Below are 16,378 nucleotides of genomic sequence, written 5' to 3'. Positions count from 1 at the left end.
CGAGCCTATTGCTCTTCACCGTTGTCATTAAAGCCCACGGGCGGCGATTTTGCCCGCTGCCATGGCGACGATTTAGAGCTGCGCCAAGCATGCCAGCCTTCCGGTAAGTCGGCTAATTCCTGGATGCTTTCGTCCCGCTGAACTACCTCTTGCAAGCCCACCAGCATTACGTCGCGTTCATCCCAATCCCGATTGTCGCTGCTGTAGAACAGCCAACTACCGTCATCATCCTCATGCGAAACGTATGCGATCCAATCGCCGCTTGAAAATATGCTTCGATCAGAAATCACCGCGACATTGGGTGGGTCTTCGAACTTCCATTCGTCCATGGGCTTCTCCTGAAGCCAACGGTTCAACGTACAGTGAGAGGGAATTCTAATAAACGCAGACGGTTCGCACAAACCGCCGCTGGTCCGGCGTAGCATTGCCGGATCAGTCGTTGTCGTTGAAGCCCACGGGCCGCGACTTGGCCCGCTGCCACGGCGACGATTTTGAGCTTCGCCAGGCATGCCAGCCTTCCGGCAAGTCGGCTAATTCCAGGATACTCTCATCCCGCCGAACCACATTCTGGAGGCTGACGAGCATTATGTCGTCGTCTTCGGCTGGACCGGGCTCGCTGTTGTGAAATTGCCAGCTGCCGTCTTCATCGTCATGCGACACATATGCGATCCAGTCGTCCTGTTTGAAGATGCTCCTGTCTACGAACACCGCGACATTGGGCGGATCTGAAAACTTCCACTCACCCATGACGTTTCCCCAAAAACAGTCCGAGCGAACTCACGCCGTCCGCACAAACCCCTCGCTCGCCCTGAGCAGGTTGCGCGTATAATCCTTGGTCACGCGGTGCCCGATCAGCTGGCTCGCGGTGAGATTCTCTACCGCCTCGCCGCTCTGCATCACCATCAGCCGCTCGCACATATGGGTGATGATGGCGAGGTCGTGGCTAACCATCAGGAAGGTCAGCTTGCGCCGCCGGCGAACCTCTTCCAGAAGGTTGAGCACTTCGGCCTGCACCGAGGCATCGAGCGCCGAGGTCGGTTCATCGAGCAGCAGTATCGAGGGCTCGAGGATGAGCGCTCGCGCGATTGCCACGCGCTGGCGCTGGCCGCCTGACAATTGATGCGCGTAGCGGAAGCGGAAGCCGTTGCCGAGGCCGACCTCATCCAACGCGCGCTGGATACGCTGCTCGCCGTCGGCAAAGCCGTGAATGGCGAGCGGCTCCTGCAGCAGGCGGTCGACGGTCTGGCGCGGGTGCAACGAGCCATACGGGTCCTGGAAGACCATTTGCACTTCGCGATAAAAGGCCTTGTCGCGGCGGGCGCCGAGTGTCTTGCCGTTGACGGTGATAGTTCCGGACGCTGCCGGCACGAGACCGGCAATCGCCTTGAGGAGCGTGGACTTGCCGGAACCGCTCTCACCGACCAGGCCGAAGGAATCACCCGATTGCACCTCCAGGCTGACACCTTTCAGCGCGCGAAAACGGTCGAACACCACCGCCAGTCCGTCGATGGAAATGGCTGGGGAAATGGCTGGTGTCATGCCGCCCACTCCGGCTTGCGGTCGAGCACCGGCAGCGGATGGCGTTCGTAACCGATCCTGGGCATGCAGTTGAGCAGGCCGCGCGTGTAGGGGTGCTGAGCGTCGCGCAATTCCGAGGCCTTGAGCTGTTCGACCACCTTGCCGGCATACATGACAATCACCCGGTCGCAGAAGGAGGCGACCAGGCGCAGATCATGCGAGATGAAGATCAGGCCCATGCCACGCTCGCTGACCAGCCGGTCGAGGATGCCGAGCACGTCGAGCTGCACGGTGACGTCGAGCGCCGAGGTCGGCTCGTCGGCGATCATCAGTTCTGGCCCTGCGATCAGCATCATGGCGATCATGGCGCGCTGGCCCATGCCGCCGGAGACCTCGTGCGGATGCAGGTCGAAGACGCGCGCCGGGTCGCGTATCTGCACCGCTTCCAGCATTGCCAGCGCCCGCTCGCGCGCCTCCGTCTTGGAGACCTTCTCATGCGTGCGCAGCGTCTCGACGATCTGGCGGCCGATGCTCATCACCGGATCGAGCGAATATTTCGGATCCTGCAGGATCATGGCAATGCGTTTTCCGCGCAGCGCCCGGCGCTGGCGGGCCGGCATGGCCAGAAGGTCGATGCCGTCGAGGGCGAGCTTCTTCGCCGACACAAGGGCCTGCGGCGGCGTCAGCCCCATAATGGCGCGGCCGGTCTGCGACTTGCCGGAGCCGCTCTCGCCGACAATGCCCAACCGCTCGCGGCCGAGCGAGAAGGAGACGCCGCGCACCGCCTGGACAAGGCCGGTGCGGGTCGGGAAATCGACGCGCAGATCGTCGACATCGAGAAGCGTGCCCTTCACAGCGCTCATTGGTCTCCGCTCCTTGGATCGAGCGCGTCGCGCAGGCCGTCGCCAAGCAGGTTGAAGCCGAGGCTGACGATCAGGATGGCGAAGCCCGGCGCGCCGGCCACCCACCATTGGTCGAGGACGAAGCGGCGGCCGGATGCGATCATGGTGCCCCATTCTGGGAGCGGCGGCTGCGCGCCGAGGCCGAGGAAGCCGAGGCCGGCGGCGGTGAGGATGATGCCGGCCATGTCGAGCGTCACCCGGATGATCAGCGAGGAGATGCAGAGCGGCATAATGTGGCGCAGCACGATGCGGAAGGGCGAGGCGCCCATCAACTGCACCGCCTTGATGTAATCCGAGTTGCGAACCGTCATCGTTTCGGCACGGGCAATTCGGGCGTAAGGCGGCCAGGAGGTGATGGCGATGGCAAGCACGGCGTTTTCGATGCCTGGTCCAAGTGCTGCGACAAAGGCCAGCGCCAGGATCAGCTTGGGGAAGGCAAGAAAGATATCGGTGATGCGCATCAGAATGGCATCGGTCCAGCCGCCGGCATAGCCAGCGACGGTGCCGACCAAAAGGCCGATGGGGGCTGCGATGATGGCGACGAGGATGACGACATAGAGCGTCCATCGCGAGCCAAAGAGAATGCGAGAATAGATATCGCGGCCGAGATCGTCGGTGCCGAACCAATGCGCGCTGCTCGGCGCTAAAAGCCGCGCGTTCTTCAAATCGCCGACGGTCGGCGAATAGGGCGCCAGCACATCGGCGAAGGCAGCGACCACCAGCAAGGCGATGATGATCAGCAGGCCAAGAAACGCCAGCCGGTTGGCGGAAAAGCGGCGCCAGGCGACATAGGCGCGGCCGAGCCTTGCCTGCATGCGCGAGGCCGGCCGATCGCTGAGCAGCCAGTCACGGCGGGTCTGGACGGTCGCGATACTCATCCTGTCTTGGTCCTCGGGTCGAGCAGCTTGTAGAGAAGGTCGGACAGGAGATTGATGCCGATGAACACCGAACCGATGACGATGGTGCCGCCAAGCACCGCGTTCATGTCGGCGTTCTGCAGCGAATTGGTGATGTAGAGGCCAATGCCGGGCCAGGAAAACACGGTCTCGGTCAGCACCGAACCTTCGAGCAACCCGGCATAGGAGAGCGCGATTACGGTGACCATCGGCACGGCCGCGTTGCGCAGCGCATGGCCCCAGATGATGCGCGTTTCCGACAGGCCCTTGGCGCGTGCGGCGACGATGTATTCCTGCGACAGCTCGTTCAGCATGAAGGAGCGCGTCATGCGGCTGATATAGGCGAGCGAAAAATAGCCGAGCAGCGAGGCCGGCAGGACGATGTGGCGATAGGCGTCGTAGAAGACATCCCATTGCCCCTGCATCGCGGCGTCGAGCAGATAGAAGCCGGTGATCGGCGTGAAGGTGTATTCGTAGACGACGTCCAGGCGGGCCGGGAAAGCCACCCATTGCAGCTTGGCGTAGAACAGGACAAGACCCAGAAGCCCGATCCAGAAGATCGGCACGGAATAGCCGATCAGGCCGATGACACGCACGATCTGGTCGATCAGGCTGCCGCGTTTAACCGCTGCCAGCACACCAAGCGGCACACCGATGACCGAGCCGATCAGAGTTCCCAAAGTCGCCAGTTCGATGGTTGCTGGAAAGGCACGACGGATGTCGGTCATCACCGGATTGGTGGTTAGCACCGACGTGCCGAAATCCCCATTCAGGGCATTCTTCACGTAGATATAGAACTGCTCGATGAGCGGCAGATCGAGGCCCATTTCGCGACGGGTGCGCTCGACGACATTGAGGGGCGCCCTGTCACCCAGCACCGCCAGCACAGGGTCAATCGGGATGACACGGCCGATGAAGAAGGTCACCGCGAGCAGGCCAAGATAGGTCGTGATCGCGATGACCAGGAAGCGGCCGATGAATGATGCAACAGCGACGGCGCGAGCGCTGCCGCGCCCCGCCGCCACTTCGTTTTCAGCTGCGCTCATGCGGCGCGTCCGCCGACGCTATTCCTTGGAGACCGGACCGACGAAGTTGGTGTCGAAGCTCGGGCCGAGCGCGAAGCCCTTGAGGTTCTTGCGCAGGCCGGCCACTTCGAGCTGCTGGTGAATGATGACGAAGGGGCTGGTGTCGAGGATCTTCTGCTGCAGATCCTTGTACATGTCAGCGCGCTTGCCGGCATCCTTCTCGAGCAGAGCCGCTTCCGTTTCCTTGGTGAGTTCCGGAATATCCCAGGAGTTGCGCCAGGCGAGCGTGTGCGACTTGCCGGCGTCCGAATTATCGGGGTTCGAGGCAAAGGTCTGGGCATTGGAATTCGGATCGAAATAGTCCTGGCCCCACTGGCCGATATAGATGTCATGATTGCGGGCGCGGTACTTGGTCAGCGTCTGCTTGCCGTCGCCGGGGATGATCTCCAGCTTGATGCCGGCCTGACCCAGCGTCTGCTGCATCGATTCGGCCATGCCTGTCTCCGGCTGTTTGCTGCGCACGTCCATGGTGACGCTGAAGCCGTCGGGCAAGCCGGCCTTGGCCAGAAGTTCCTTGGCCTTGGCGACGTCGAGCTTGAACGGATTCTCGTCCAGTTCGCCGAGCACGCCCTTCGGCAGGAAGGTCTGGTGGATCTCGCCGATGCCCTTGAGGATGGTGGAGCCGAGAGCGTCATAGTCGACCAGATATTTGAACGCCTGGTGCACTTCGGGCTTGGCGAGGTTGGGGTTTTTCTGGTTGAGGCTGATGTAGTAGACCGTGCCCTTCGGCGCACTTGTGGTGGTGAGGTCAGCGTTCTTGGCGATGGCCTCGAGATCGTTCGGCTCGAGGTTGCGGGCAACGTCGATATCGCCGGCCTCAAGCGCCAGACGCTGCGCCGAGCTTTCCTTCATGTTGCGATAGATGACACGGGCGAGCTTGGCCTTTTCGCCATTGTAATTGTCGTTGCGCTCCATGACGACGGCCTCGTTGGCGCGCCATTCGCGCAGCTTGAACTGGCCGGAACCGGCATAGCCAGTCTTCAGCCAAGCATTGCCGAAGTCATTGTCCCATTTGTAGTCGGCGCTCGGCGTCACCGCGGCGACATGTTCCTTGACCAGCTTGGCGTCGACCACCGAGGCGACGGTTGCCGACAGGCAGTTCAAGACGAAGCTCGGCGCGTAGGCCTTGTCGACGGTGAACTGGAAGGTCGTGTCGTCGACGGCCTTGGCCTTGTCGGTGACGTTGTCGCCGCTGATGCCGAACTGGCCGATGATGAAGGCCGGGCTCTTGTCCAGCTTGACGGCGCGCTCGAACGAATAGGCGACGTCGGCCGCGGTGATCGGGTTGCCGGAGGCGAATTTCAGGCCGGGCTTGAGCTTGAACGTGTAGACCAGGCCATCGTCGGAGACGGTCCAGCTCTCCGCGAGATCGCCCTTGACCTTGGAGGTGTCGCTGAGGTCGAGGCGCACCAGCAGGTCATAGGTGTTGCCGGTGACCTCGGCGGTCGACAGCTCGAACGCCTCGCCCGGATCCATGGTGATGATGTCGTCGATGGCGAAACCTTCGACCAGCGTGTCGGCGGGCGTCACGGCGAAGGCGGGCGCTACAAGCAGCGCGGACAGCGCCGCTCCTGCGAGCAAGGCGCGAGAGCGTAGAGCAAACTTTTCCGTCATCATGGTGATTGTTCCCTGTTTTGTTGATTGTTGACCCCGAGTTCCCGGCTCAGGGCTGCAGCGTTTTTTTTCGCGGTCGTAGGACGGCCGTTCACCCCTTACCGTGTTGGTTTTTGTCCAGTTGGTCAACACCCTATCCGGCAGCCCTCCAACCGGCAACGAGCATTTTATGAGCCGGCATATTAGAGCGGAATGCGCGACGGTCGTCGAAGAATAGCCGGCCAATTGCAGCCTCCGACGGGGGCAGAATCTGCTCTTCTCTATGCTACTTGATCGCGGCGACCAATTCAGCGTCGGGAAAGCAGGTGGCGGCGCGGCCGTTCTTTTCCTGCCAGCTGCCGATCGAGCGGCGGGTCTTGAAGCCGGGCAGGCCGTCGGCACTGCCGACATCATAGCCCTTGGCCTCCAGCGCTCGCTGCAAGGCGGCGATGTCGGAACGGTGCAGCCCGCCGACCGGACCCCAACTGCCGGCGAAGTCAGCGTCGCCATGAGCGATACGGTCGGCGCCATGGCCGATAAACAGGGCGTAGAGGTCGCTGGTGTTGTACTCTTTCAGGACGTAGAAATTCGGTGTGGCGATGAAGGCCGGGCCGCTGCGCCCGGCAGGCATCAAGAGAAAGCCTTCGGCCTTCAGTTCGCTGGCTGGAAAGGCTTTGCCGCCGACACGGCTGATGCCCATCGCCGCCCAGGCTGAGATTTTCTTGCCCTGGTCGGGACCTTCGAGCGAGCAGGAGACGCTCTCCGGCACCGTCACCTCGAAACCCCAGCCGCGGCCTTTCACCCAGCCGTAGTGGACGAGATAGTTGGCGATCGAGGCCAGCACATCAGGCGTCGAATTCCAGATGTCGGGGCGCCCGTCACCGTCGAAATCGACGGCATGCTTCAGGAACGAGGTCGGCATGAATTGCGGCTGGCCGAGCGCGCCGGCCCATGACGATTTCATGGCGCCGACCGGCGCCAGACCGCGCTCGACGATTTCGAGTGCGGCCAGCACTTCAGTACGGAAGAAGTCTTTTTTGGTCGACATGAACGCCTTGGTGCCGAGCACCTCGAACGCGTCGTAAGGCATTTTCGCGGCGCCGAATCCGGTCTCGCGGCCCCAAATCGCCAACAGCACTTCATCCGGCACGCCGTAGCGTTTCTCGATGGCGGCCAGCGTCCTGGCGTTGGCCGCCTCGCGCGTACGACCGCCAGCGGTGACGGCGCGCACCGTCTTTTCGGCGAAATAGGCGCCAGGCGAGCCGAACTCGGCCTGATGCTGCTTTTGCGGGGTTTTGGGCTTTTCTCCGGGCAGGACGAGGTCGGGCAATTTGAGGTTGGGCTTCACGCCGTCGAAGGCGGCATCGAAGGTGGATTTGGAGATGCCTTTGGCTTTTGCGTCGGGCCAAAGATCGGTCTGCAGCCAGGCGCGGAACTGGTCGTCGATTTTGGCGGCGGATGCGGGAGCTACAAAAAGCAGGGCGAAAAGGGATGCGAGAAGCGTAACGAGCGCCAATCTGAAAGATCCGCGTTCTGTCGCGCCCCCCTCTGTCCTGCCGGACATCTCCCCCACAAGGGGGGAGATTGGCTGTATTGGCGCCGCGCCTCTTCCTGCAACGTTAGAGATTGGCGAAAGCCGTTGTGACATCTGATCTCCCCCCTTGTGGGGGAGATGTCCGGCAGGACAGAGGGGGGCGCGAAGGAATGCAGTCATCTCTGGGGCATCCCCGCCAATTGCGTCAAAACGCCGTCCGCGATCGCAACGCGGCGGCCAGTGTACCCTCATCGAGATAATCCAGCTCGCCGCCAACCGGCACGCCATGCGCGAGCCTGGTCACCTTGACCTCGAAACCCGAGAGCTGGTCGGTCAGATAATGCGCCGTCGTCTGGCCCTCGACCGTGGCGTTGACGGCGAGGATCACCTCCTTCACCTCGCCGCCGGCAACACGGTCGACCAGCGAGCGGATGTTGAGTTGTTCGGGGCCGATGCCGTCGAGCGGCGACAGCGTGCCGCCGAGCACGTGGTAGCGCACGTTCATCGCCGCTGCCCGCTCCAGCGCCCAGAGATCCGACACGTCCTCGACGACGATCAGCGTCGAGGCATCGCGGCGCGGATCGGTGCAGATCATGCAGGGATCTGCTGTGTCGACATTGCCGCAGGTCGTGCAGATGCGCACCTTGTCGGCCGCCTCGGCCATGGCTGCGGCGAGCGGCGACAAAAGCTGCTCCTTCTTCTTGATGAGGTGCAGTGCCGCGCGCCGCGCCGAACGCGGCCCGAGCCCCGGCACCTTGGCCAGGAGCTGGATCAGGCGTTCGATCTCGGGACCGGCGATTCGCTTGGACATCGCACTGATCTAGGATTTTTCGGCGCGCTTTGAAACATGCACCAAACGCATGGAGCCCACCATGCTGCCATGGCGGGCTCTGAAAAGGCTTCAGGCGTCAGTAGGCCGAGAGCGGCCGGGTCTGGTCGGCAATCATCGCGCCGATGGCGTCGGTGTTCTCGGGTGTCGACTGGAAGCCCATCGACGCTTCCTGCGTCGCCGAAGGTACCGAGGTGATGTAGCGGGCGTTCAGCGTGCCACCGAACCGCGAGGCATCGGGCTCGGCCATCGGCTCCTGCATCGCCACTTCCGTCTGCTTGGCGGCGACGCGGGCGCCCTTGGCGGGCGCCACAGCAGCCGTCACATAGGTCTGCTCTACCGGGGCCTGGCTAGCCTTGGCCGCGCGAACTGCCGCAGCCTGCTTGGCGGGGTCCGGACGGACGATCGTTTTCACCACCGGCTCGGCGTAAGCCACCTGCACGGGCGCTTCAGCCACGGGCGCGCGCGTCGTCACTGAAGCAACCATGGTCGTCGGTTCATCCGGCAGCGGCTGCCAATTGCGGCCGCGCTTCTCGTAGAAGGCGTTGCCGCCGGCAACCATGGTGTAGTGCATGTTCTTGTAGGGAAACTTCAGGCCGGCTGTGTGGAAGTACATCGTGTTCTTCAGCTTGGCCTTGCGCTCGCCCTTGAGCACCGCCTCGGCGGCTTCCTCGACATCGGGCATCGCCTTGGAATTCATCGGCCGCGTCATCACGCCGGGCGCGAACTGGCCCGGTTCGCCCACCACCTGGCAGATGGTGCTACCATGATTGCCGGAGCGCAGCCGGTTCATCACCACTGTGCCGACGGCGATCATGCCGTCGCGACTCGACCGGTTGGACTCGAAGAACATTGCCCGCTCAAGGCATTCCTTCTCCTTCGGCGTGTTGCGGTAGGCGCGCGTTGAGAGGAAGCTGGGGGTTATGGCGTCGGTCAGGCTGGCGACCGACATGCCGTGGGAAGAAGTGGTCTGGCTGCAACCCGCCAGGAACAAAGGGGAGAAGATGATGCCGAGCAACAGCGGCGTCTTCCATCGCGTCGCGATCAACAAAAGTGCCTCATTTTCCAGATGCCGCCCGTCCCAGGATGTGGCAAGAATGAGACTCTTAAAGGCAAAAAGATGGCTAAAGGATTAGCATTCGTGCAGCACAGGTAAAACTTTATAAATGCCCGGATATGTCCGCGTGAGCAAAGCCGGGGAAAGTCTTAACAATAGCACCCGCAGCCGATTTCCGTTCATAATCAATTAACTGGTGAAGCCGGCTCAGAACGGCAGTTTCATTCCCGGCGGGATCGGCAAGCCTGCCGTCAGCGCCTTGGTCTTCTCCTGCATGATCTGCTCGACCTTATTTTTGGCGTCATTGTGGGCGGCCAGAAGCAGGTCTTCGAGGATCTCGACATCGTCCTCCTTGAACAGCGACGGGTCGATCTTCAGCGACTTCATCTCGAACTTGCCGGTCAGCGTGACGCTGACCAGGCCGCCGCCGGCCTGCCCGCTCGCTTCAAGCGTGGCGATCTCGTCCTGCATGGCCTGGAACTTGGCCTGCATTTCCTTCGCCTTGCCCATCAGGCCGAGAAGATCTTTCATGGTCGGGTCCTTTGCGGATTTGTGCTGTGGTCAGGTTTCATCGTCGTCGCCCGGTGGCTCGACCGGCACTTCGGCCTTGTCGGTGTCGACTTCCGGCGCGTCGGGAATGCGCACGTCGATGATCTTGGCGCCGGGAAAGCGCGCCAGGATGGCGGCGACTGTCGGGTCGCTTTTCGCATCGGAGAAGGCGGTCTCGCGCTTGGTCGATTCCATCTCGGCCAGCGTCTGGCCGCCTTCTTCCTTCGACAGCGACACCAGCCAGTTGCGGCCGGTCCAGGCGCGCAGCTTGGCGGTCAGCTCGTTGAGCAGCATTTTCGGCGCATCGTCGGTCAGGCTGACGTCGATGCGGCCGGGTTCTATGCGCACCAATCGCACGCAGCGCTTGACCTGTACCTTGAAGGCCATGTCGCGCTGCTGGTCGGCAAGGGCGACGATGTCGGCCAACGACTTCACCGGCACCGGCGGCGTCTCAACGACCGGCTCCGGGGGCGCAACGAAGCTGGCCGGCAGCGGTTCGGGCTCGACCAGGCGCATCGTCTGCGCGCCGCTGCCGGACGACGGCATCCGCGTCTGCGCCACGGCACTTGCGCCGCCGCCATTGCCTGGGCTCGTCGGCGCACCGTTCGGACGCGGCGTGCCACTCGATACGGAAGCGCCGCTCTCCAGCGATTTCAGGGCCTCGTCCAGGGTTGGCAGGTCGGCGGCATGCGCCAGCCGGATCAGCACCATTTCGCCAGCGCTGACTGGGCGGTTGGAAGACTGCACCTCCGGGATGCCTTTCAACAGCATCTGCCAGGTCCGCGACAACACCTTGACCGACAGCGTGCTGGCGAAGTCGGCGCTGCGCCGGCGCTCGTCCTCGGACAGGGAGGCATCGTCAGCGGCCGTCGGCACGAAGCGCAGCCGGGTGACGAGATGGTTGAATTCGGCCAGATCGGTGAGCACCGCGGCCGGGTCGGCGCCGGTGTCGTACTGGTTGCGGAATTCGGCGAGCGCAGCGGCGACATCGCCCTTCATCACATGTTCGAACAGGTCGACGATGCGGGCGCGGTCGGCGAGCCCCAGCATGGCGCGCACCGCCTCGGCACTGACGGCGCCGCCGCCATGGGCGATCGCCTGGTCGAGAATGGACAGCGAATCGCGGGCCGAGCCTTCGGCGGCGCGCGCGATCATCGCCAGCGCGTCGTCGTCGACCGATATGCCTTCCTTGCCGGCAATGGACGACAGATGCGCGACCAGCGCGCCGGCGTCGATGCGCCTCAAATCGAAGCGCTGGCAACGCGACAGGACGGTGATCGGCACCTTGCGGATTTCGGTGGTGGCGAAGATGAATTTGACGTGCGGCGGCGGCTCTTCCAGCGTCTTCAACAGGCCGTTGAAGGCCTGGGTGGAGAGCATATGCACTTCGTCGATGATGTAGACCTTGTAGCGCGCCGACACCGGGGCGTAGCGCACGCGCTCGATGATGTCCCTGATGTCGTCGATGCCGGTGTGGGAAGCGGCGTCCATCTCGATGACGTCGACATGGCGGCCTTCCATGATCGCCTGGCAATGCTCGCCCAAGACGGCAAGGTCGACCGATGGCTGGTCGACTGTCGGCGTCTTGTAGTTTAGCGCCCGCGCCAGGATACGCGCCGTGGTCGTCTTGCCGACGCCGCGCACGCCGGTCAGCATCCAGGCTTGGGCGATGCGGCCGGTGGAGAAAGCGTTGGTCAGGGTGCGGACCATCGGCTCCTGGCCGATCAGTTCGGAGAAATTCGACGGACGGTATTTGCGCGCCAGCACACGATAGGCGGCGGCCTTTTGCTTATCCAGGTTTTCTGGGCCCGAATTTCCGGCTTCGCTCATTCGCCCGTAAAGCTCCAAAAAGGCCGCGTCCGAGGTGGCCGATTCCCGCTAATAGTCTCGCCCGCGCTGCAATGCGTCGTCAATGTCGCGAGAGGGGCCGATGAGGTGGGAGGCTGGAACAATGACCCGTTCCGGGCTCGTTAGGGCTGCTTCCTTCCGGACCTGACCCGGTTGGCGAGTGGATCGTCCACCACCAACCTCCCGCGTTCCATATCGGCAATTGCGCGATGAAATGCAAGGGTGCATGAGAATCGGACGCCCTTGAGCTCCGCCCCTCAATGAATCGCTTGCAGCCCCCGTGCAGCCGCTCTAGCGTTCATGAGTTTGGGAAATAATGCGAGAATCGCAAGGGAAACGCCAATGCTGCCGGGCCTCAAGGCCGGATTCACGCTCGACTCCAGGCTGGAGGCGGACAGCGAGCAGTTGATGTGGCTCGGCCTGTGCGAACTCAGAGTGATGAACGACCGCCGCTGGCCATGGCTGGTCCTGGTCCCGCAGCGGCCCGGCATCGAGGAAATCCACGACATGACGCCGCTCGACCAGGCGATGCTGACCTTCGAGACCAATATGGTGGCGCAGGCGCTGAAAAGAACCACTGGCTGCACCAAGATCAACACCGGCGCGCTCGGCAACATCGTGCGGCAACTGCATGTCCATGTCATCGCCCGGTCGGAAGGCGATCCGGGCTGGCCGGGTCCGGTATGGGGGCACGGCATGCGCGAACCCTATCAACGCTCCGAAATCCGCCGGTTTGCGCAACAGATAAAGGCGGCGCTATAAACTGCGCTCGTGTCCATCCCTGAACCTTCGAGCCTCCATGACCTTTCGCCTGTTTGACGCGCCCTTGCGCGAGCCGAGCCAGTTTGTCGGTTTTGCCGGCAACACGATCGACCGGCAATCCGAGACCCGCGCCGATGATTCCGTCGAAAAGGCGCTGGCCGACCCGACGGCACGGCTTTTGCTGATGCATGGTGGCCGGCTTTATCTGAAACTCAGCGACGGCAACTTCGACCCTTGGTTCGATGTCGCCGGCAGCGAGTTGCTACAGCCGTCCTTCGCGCAAGGCGTGCTGCTCGGCTTTGCCGAGAGCAATCCGGTGCTTGCCGTGCCGGTCGGCCTCGATCCTGAACAGCTGCCGGAGACCATCAAGGCCATCGACTATCGCTCGGTCTACATGCAGGGGCTGATCGATGAAGCGGCGGCGGGCGCACTGGCGCAAGGGGCGGCGCTGCTTGCCTGGCATGCCAGCCATCGCTTCTGCAGCAAATGCGGCCATGAATCCGAAATGCGTGCCGGCGGCTACAAGCGACACTGCCCCAACTGCGGCACCGAGCATTTTCCGCGCACCGATCCGGTGGCGATCATGCTGACGGCGACACGGGAGAAATGCCTGCTCGGCCGTGGCCGGCATTTCGGGCCGGGAATGTATTCGGCGCTTGCCGGCTTCATCGAGCCCGGCGAGACGATCGAGGCGGCGGTGCGCCGCGAGACGCTGGAGGAAGCCGGCATAAGGCTCGGCCGCGTCGTCTATCACGCCAGCCAGCCCTGGCCGTTCCCCTATTCACTGATGATCGGCTGTTTCGGCGAACCGCTCAACGAGGACATCCAGGCCGACCTGAACGAGCTGGAAGACTGCCGCTGGTTTTTCCGCGACGAGGTCCGTTCTATGCTGGAGAGGACGCACAAAGACAATCTGGTGACGCCGCCGAAAGGCGCCATCGCGCATCATTTGATCCGCGCCTGGGTCGACAGCGAGTAAACAGGGATAACGGGAGCAAGAAATGATCCGTCACACCGTGGTTTTCACCCTGAAGCACCCACAGTACTCGCTGGAGGAAAAACGGTTCCTCTCCGACGCAAAGCGCATTCTCAGCGCGATCAAGGGCGTTACCCATTTCGAGCCGCTGCGGCAGGTCAGTCCCAAGAACGACTATCACTTCGGCTTCTCGATGGAGTTCGCGGATCAGGCGGCCTACACCAGATACAATGAGCATCCCGACCACGTCGCCTTCGTGCGCGACCGCTGGGTGCCGGAAGTCGCGACCTTCATGGAAATCGACTACGTGCCGCTGGCACTTTTGGTCTAGTCCGCGACCTTCCACTGCTCGCGCGACTCGCTCGCGGGATAGACACCCAGGACGCGCACTTCACGCGAGAAGAAGCGCAGTTCGTCGAGCGCCAGCTTGACCAGCGGATCGTCAGGATGGCCCTCGATGTCGGCATAAAACAGCGTCGCCGTGAAAGCGCCCAGCTGGTAGCTCTCCAGCTTGGTCATGTTGATGCCGTTGGTGGCGAAGCCGCCCATCGCCTTGTAGAGCGCGGCCGGCACGTTGCGGACGCGGAAGATGAAGGTCGTCATCATTTTGATGTCGGCCGAGGACCGCTCGGCCCACTGCTTGTTCTTGGTCAGCACGACAAAACGGGTGACGTTCGAGTCGGTGTCCTCGACATTCTTCTCGATGATGTCGAGGCCATAGAGCTCCGCGGCAAGTGCGGGCGCGAGCGAGGCCATGGTGCGGTCCTTGAGCTCGGAAACCAGCTTGGCCGAACCCGCCGTGTCGCCCGCGACCACCGGCTTCCAGCCGTTCTTGCGGATGTATTTGCGGCACTGCCCCAGCGCATGGATGTGGCTGTGCACGGTCTTGATCTCTTCGCGCTTGACGCCCGGCAGCACCATCAGCTGGAAGTGGATCGGCAGGAAATACTCGCCGACGATGTGCAGTTTCGATTCCGGCAACAGATGGTGGATGTCGGCGACGCGGCCGGCGATGGTGTTTTCGATCGGGATCATGGCGAGGTCGGCCTTGTTGGTCTCGACCGCGTTGAAGGCATCCTCGAAGGTCGGGCACGGCAACGGCTCCATCGACGGGAACATGTTGCGGCTGGCGGTGTCGGAATTGGCACCGGGCTCGCCCTGGAAGGATATTCTGTTGGTCTTTTCAGGCATGCCGATGTCTCAGGTTGAAAGGATGGTTCTGGCGCGTTCGAGGTCTTCCGGCGTGTCGACGCCAAGCGGCAGCGATTGCACGATCTCGGCGTCGATGCGCATGCCGGCCTCCAGCGCCCGCAGCTGCTCCAGCCGCTCGCGCCGTTCCAGCGGCGACGGTTTCAGCGCGACGAAGCGCTCGAGCGCTGCGCGGCGATAAGCATAGAGGCCAACATGGTGATAGAGCGGCCCCTCGCCCCAGGGCGCGGTGGCGCGGGTGAAATAGAGCGCTTTGAGCCGCGTCGCCGACAGCGGCGAACCGACGATCTTGACGACGTTGGGATTGGTCTTTTCCTCGTCGCCGACAATCTCGACGCCGAGCGTGGCGATGTCGACCGCAGGGTCCTCGAAAGGCCGCAGCGCCGCCCCAATGATTTCGGGATCGATGGTCGGCAGGTCGCCCTGCACATTGATGATGGTTTCGACCTTGCGGCCGGGATCGAGCGCGGTCAGCGCCTCGAAAATGCGGTCGGAGCCGGATTCGTGGTCGGCCCGCGTCATCACCGCCTCGAAACCGTGCGCGCGCACCGCCTCGGCCACGCTTTGCGTGTCGGTTGCCACCACCACTCGGCCAAGCCCGGCCTCGGCGGCGCGGCGGGCGACATGCACGATCATCGGCGCGCCTTCTATATCGGCCAGCGGCTTGCCCGGCAGGCGCGTAGAGGCCATGCGGGCCGGGATCAGGATGAGCGTGGACATTGGGGCTGCTGGCGTTTGAAAAGACAATGGGAAAAGTGGCAAAAGGTCTCACTGGAAGCGCCCTTATAGGTGTTGCAACGCTGGAGCAAAAGACCTAGTTTCCGCCCGATTTGACCGGCTCGACGGGGCGGGTCACGATACCGACGGACGGAGTGGACGATCGGTCCGCCGGAAAAGGGAGCAAGGGGCGCATGGATTCCAACGAAGTCAACAAGCTGCTCGCCGGATTGCTCGGAACTTGTTTCGTCGTTTTCTCGGTCGGCCTGGTGTCTGACGCGCTGTTTGCCTCGCCGGCGCCGGAAAAGCCCGGCTACGCCATCGAGGCGACCGAGCCGGCCGAAGGTGGTGGCGCCGGACCTGCCGTAGAGGCCAAGCCGATCGCCGATCTTCTGGCCAGCGCCAATGTCGAGCAGGGCGCTGCCGTGTTCAAGAAATGCCAGGCCTGCCATTCCGGCGAAAAGGGCGGCCCGAACAAGGTCGGCCCGGACCTCTGGGACATCGTCGACCGCCCCGTCGCCGAGCATGAAGGTTTTGGCTATTCGGCCGGCATGAAGGACTTTTCCAAGGGCGGCGCCGAGAAGTGGACCTATGACAACCTCAACCACTTCATCACCTCGCCGAAGAAGTTCGTGAAGGGTACGGCGATGGGCTTTGCCGGCCTGCCGAAGGACGAGGACCGCGCCAACGTCATCGCCTATCTGCGTACGCTGTCGGACAGCCCGAAGCCGCTGCCAACCCCCGGTGCAGCCGCTGACGCAACGGCGCCGGCCAAGCCCGCCGAGGGTGCCGCTCCGGCGAAGCCGGCTGAAGGTGCCGCTCCCGCAGCACCGGCTCCGGCGCCTGCCAAATAACCGAATTGTCATCTCGATGACCTCAGAAAAGCCGGGTTTAGCCCGGCTT

The 16,378-nt window shown here is 63.0% G+C and carries 18 protein-coding genes and 1 other RNA gene; 4 read left to right on the top strand and 15 right to left on the bottom strand.

Annotated features, from left to right (window positions below; genetic code table 11):
* Window positions 1–5 precede the first annotated feature (5 nt).
* The 13 genes from AC04SG_RS04575 to ffs all read right to left on the bottom strand — a co-directional run bounded on the left by AC04SG_RS04575 (window position 6) and on the right by ffs (window position 11,995).
* Window positions 6–329, bottom strand: coding sequence for a hypothetical protein (locus AC04SG_RS04575; protein ID WP_488550087.1), 324 nt, complete (start codon window positions 327–329; stop codon window positions 6–8).
* A 103-nt stretch (window positions 330–432) separates the two neighbouring features.
* Window positions 433–747: a hypothetical protein gene (locus AC04SG_RS04570; RefSeq protein WP_488550086.1), complete on the bottom strand. Its 315-nt coding sequence runs from the start codon at window positions 745–747 to the stop codon at window positions 433–435.
* A gap of 30 nt (window positions 748–777) precedes the next feature.
* Window positions 778–1,539: an ABC transporter ATP-binding protein gene (locus AC04SG_RS04565; protein ID WP_488550085.1), complete on the bottom strand. Its 762-nt coding sequence runs from the start codon at window positions 1,537–1,539 to the stop codon at window positions 778–780.
* Complete coding sequence (locus AC04SG_RS04560) at window positions 1,536–2,381, bottom strand: ABC transporter ATP-binding protein (RefSeq protein WP_488550084.1); 846 nt, start codon at window positions 2,379–2,381, stop codon at window positions 1,536–1,538. The genes AC04SG_RS04565 and AC04SG_RS04560 overlap by 4 nt, the downstream gene beginning before the upstream one ends.
* A complete protein-coding gene (nikC, locus tag AC04SG_RS04555) occupies window positions 2,378–3,298 on the bottom strand; it encodes a nickel transporter permease (RefSeq protein WP_477338205.1) in 921 nt (306 codons plus the stop codon). The genes AC04SG_RS04560 and nikC overlap by 4 nt, the downstream gene beginning before the upstream one ends.
* Window positions 3,295–4,362, bottom strand: coding sequence for an ABC transporter permease (locus AC04SG_RS04550; protein ID WP_192249876.1), 1,068 nt, complete (start codon window positions 4,360–4,362; stop codon window positions 3,295–3,297). The genes nikC and AC04SG_RS04550 overlap by 4 nt, the downstream gene beginning before the upstream one ends.
* A gap of 18 nt (window positions 4,363–4,380) precedes the next feature.
* Window positions 4,381–6,018 (bottom strand): ABC transporter substrate-binding protein, encoded by a 1,638-nt coding sequence (locus AC04SG_RS04545; RefSeq protein ID WP_488550083.1) that lies wholly within the window; start codon window positions 6,016–6,018, stop codon window positions 4,381–4,383.
* A 262-nt stretch (window positions 6,019–6,280) separates the two neighbouring features.
* Window positions 6,281–7,558: a lytic murein transglycosylase gene (locus AC04SG_RS04540; RefSeq protein WP_488550082.1), complete on the bottom strand. Its 1,278-nt coding sequence runs from the start codon at window positions 7,556–7,558 to the stop codon at window positions 6,281–6,283.
* A gap of 175 nt (window positions 7,559–7,733) precedes the next feature.
* Window positions 7,734–8,339 carry a recombination mediator RecR gene (gene recR, locus AC04SG_RS04535; protein ID WP_192249870.1) on the bottom strand — a complete coding sequence of 202 codons (606 nt, stop codon included), beginning with the start codon at window positions 8,337–8,339 and terminating at the stop codon, window positions 7,734–7,736.
* A 97-nt stretch (window positions 8,340–8,436) separates the two neighbouring features.
* Entirely contained in the window at window positions 8,437–9,405 is a 969-nt protein-coding gene (locus tag AC04SG_RS04530; protein ID WP_488550081.1) for a cell wall hydrolase, read from the bottom strand.
* Window positions 9,406–9,621: 216 nt separating this feature from the next.
* Window positions 9,622–9,945 carry a YbaB/EbfC family nucleoid-associated protein gene (locus tag AC04SG_RS04525; protein ID WP_112560695.1) on the bottom strand — a complete coding sequence of 108 codons (324 nt, stop codon included), beginning with the start codon at window positions 9,943–9,945 and terminating at the stop codon, window positions 9,622–9,624.
* A 30-nt stretch (window positions 9,946–9,975) separates the two neighbouring features.
* Window positions 9,976–11,793 carry a DNA polymerase III subunit gamma/tau gene (locus tag AC04SG_RS04520; protein WP_488550080.1) on the bottom strand — a complete coding sequence of 606 codons (1,818 nt, stop codon included), beginning with the start codon at window positions 11,791–11,793 and terminating at the stop codon, window positions 9,976–9,978.
* Window positions 11,794–11,898: 105 nt separating this feature from the next.
* Window positions 11,899–11,995, bottom strand: an RNA gene (ffs, locus tag AC04SG_RS04515) — signal recognition particle sRNA small type.
* A 158-nt stretch (window positions 11,996–12,153) separates the two neighbouring features.
* Between ffs and AC04SG_RS04510 the strand changes: the two genes are divergently transcribed.
* The 3 genes from AC04SG_RS04510 to AC04SG_RS04500 are packed head-to-tail and all read left to right on the top strand — an operon-like array spanning window position 12,154 to window position 13,880.
* Window positions 12,154–12,573 (top strand): HIT domain-containing protein, encoded by a 420-nt coding sequence (locus AC04SG_RS04510; protein ID WP_112560693.1) that lies wholly within the window; start codon window positions 12,154–12,156, stop codon window positions 12,571–12,573.
* A gap of 37 nt (window positions 12,574–12,610) precedes the next feature.
* A complete protein-coding gene (gene nudC, locus AC04SG_RS04505) occupies window positions 12,611–13,552 on the top strand; it encodes an NAD(+) diphosphatase (protein WP_488550079.1) in 942 nt (313 codons plus the stop codon).
* A 22-nt stretch (window positions 13,553–13,574) separates the two neighbouring features.
* Window positions 13,575–13,880: a Dabb family protein gene (locus tag AC04SG_RS04500; RefSeq protein ID WP_192249856.1), complete on the top strand. Its 306-nt coding sequence runs from the start codon at window positions 13,575–13,577 to the stop codon at window positions 13,878–13,880.
* On the opposite strand, the gene AC04SG_RS04495 is transcribed toward AC04SG_RS04500, so the two are convergent.
* Window positions 13,877–14,740 carry a prephenate dehydratase gene (locus AC04SG_RS04495; RefSeq protein WP_488550078.1) on the bottom strand — a complete coding sequence of 288 codons (864 nt, stop codon included), beginning with the start codon at window positions 14,738–14,740 and terminating at the stop codon, window positions 13,877–13,879. The two genes, AC04SG_RS04500 and AC04SG_RS04495, sit on opposite strands and share 4 nt — an antisense overlap.
* Window positions 14,741–14,749: 9 nt before the next feature.
* On the bottom strand, window positions 14,750–15,478 hold the full coding sequence (locus AC04SG_RS04490; protein ID WP_488550077.1) for a 3-deoxy-manno-octulosonate cytidylyltransferase: 729 nt from the start codon (window positions 15,476–15,478) through the stop codon (window positions 14,750–14,752).
* A gap of 191 nt (window positions 15,479–15,669) precedes the next feature.
* Between AC04SG_RS04490 and AC04SG_RS04485 the strand changes: the two genes are divergently transcribed.
* Window positions 15,670–16,329 carry a c-type cytochrome gene (locus tag AC04SG_RS04485; protein WP_112560688.1) on the top strand — a complete coding sequence of 220 codons (660 nt, stop codon included), beginning with the start codon at window positions 15,670–15,672 and terminating at the stop codon, window positions 16,327–16,329.
* Window positions 16,330–16,378 lie beyond the last annotated feature (49 nt).

It is taken from the genome of Mesorhizobium sp. CNPSo 4684, from assembly GCF_057784315.1.
This window is presented reverse-complemented; position numbering and strand designations above follow the sequence as displayed.

What these genes read in the sequence shown, in the direction of transcription:
- AC04SG_RS04540 (WP_488550082.1), bottom strand. Translation starts at nt 7,558, where the DNA reads ATGTCCGGCAGGACAGAGGGGGGCGCGACAGAACGCGGATCTTTCAGA.
- AC04SG_RS04510 (WP_112560693.1), top strand. Translation starts at nt 12,154, where the DNA reads ATGCTGCCGGGCCTCAAGGCCGGATTCACGCTCGACTCCAGGCTGGAG.
- AC04SG_RS04495 (WP_488550078.1), bottom strand. Translation starts at nt 14,740, where the DNA reads ATGCCTGAAAAGACCAACAGAATATCCTTCCAGGGCGAGCCCGGTGCC.
- AC04SG_RS04520 (WP_488550080.1), bottom strand. Translation starts at nt 11,793, where the DNA reads ATGAGCGAAGCCGGAAATTCGGGCCCAGAAAACCTGGATAAGCAAAAG.
- AC04SG_RS04545 (WP_488550083.1), bottom strand. Translation starts at nt 6,018, where the DNA reads ATGATGACGGAAAAGTTTGCTCTACGCTCTCGCGCCTTGCTCGCAGGA.
- AC04SG_RS04560 (WP_488550084.1), bottom strand. Translation starts at nt 2,381, where the DNA reads ATGAGCGCTGTGAAGGGCACGCTTCTCGATGTCGACGATCTGCGCGTC.
- AC04SG_RS04565 (WP_488550085.1), bottom strand. Translation starts at nt 1,539, where the DNA reads ATGACACCAGCCATTTCCCCAGCCATTTCCATCGACGGACTGGCGGTG.
- AC04SG_RS04485 (WP_112560688.1), top strand. Translation starts at nt 15,670, where the DNA reads ATGGATTCCAACGAAGTCAACAAGCTGCTCGCCGGATTGCTCGGAACT.
- nudC (WP_488550079.1), top strand. Translation starts at nt 12,611, where the DNA reads ATGACCTTTCGCCTGTTTGACGCGCCCTTGCGCGAGCCGAGCCAGTTT.
- AC04SG_RS04570 (WP_488550086.1), bottom strand. Translation starts at nt 747, where the DNA reads ATGGGTGAGTGGAAGTTTTCAGATCCGCCCAATGTCGCGGTGTTCGTA.
- AC04SG_RS04550 (WP_192249876.1), bottom strand. Translation starts at nt 4,362, where the DNA reads ATGAGCGCAGCTGAAAACGAAGTGGCGGCGGGGCGCGGCAGCGCTCGC.
- AC04SG_RS04500 (WP_192249856.1), top strand. Translation starts at nt 13,575, where the DNA reads ATGATCCGTCACACCGTGGTTTTCACCCTGAAGCACCCACAGTACTCG.
- nikC (WP_477338205.1), bottom strand. Translation starts at nt 3,298, where the DNA reads ATGAGTATCGCGACCGTCCAGACCCGCCGTGACTGGCTGCTCAGCGAT.
- recR (WP_192249870.1), bottom strand. Translation starts at nt 8,339, where the DNA reads ATGTCCAAGCGAATCGCCGGTCCCGAGATCGAACGCCTGATCCAGCTC.
- AC04SG_RS04525 (WP_112560695.1), bottom strand. Translation starts at nt 9,945, where the DNA reads ATGAAAGATCTTCTCGGCCTGATGGGCAAGGCGAAGGAAATGCAGGCC.
- AC04SG_RS04490 (WP_488550077.1), bottom strand. Translation starts at nt 15,478, where the DNA reads ATGTCCACGCTCATCCTGATCCCGGCCCGCATGGCCTCTACGCGCCTG.
- AC04SG_RS04575 (WP_488550087.1), bottom strand. Translation starts at nt 329, where the DNA reads ATGGACGAATGGAAGTTCGAAGACCCACCCAATGTCGCGGTGATTTCT.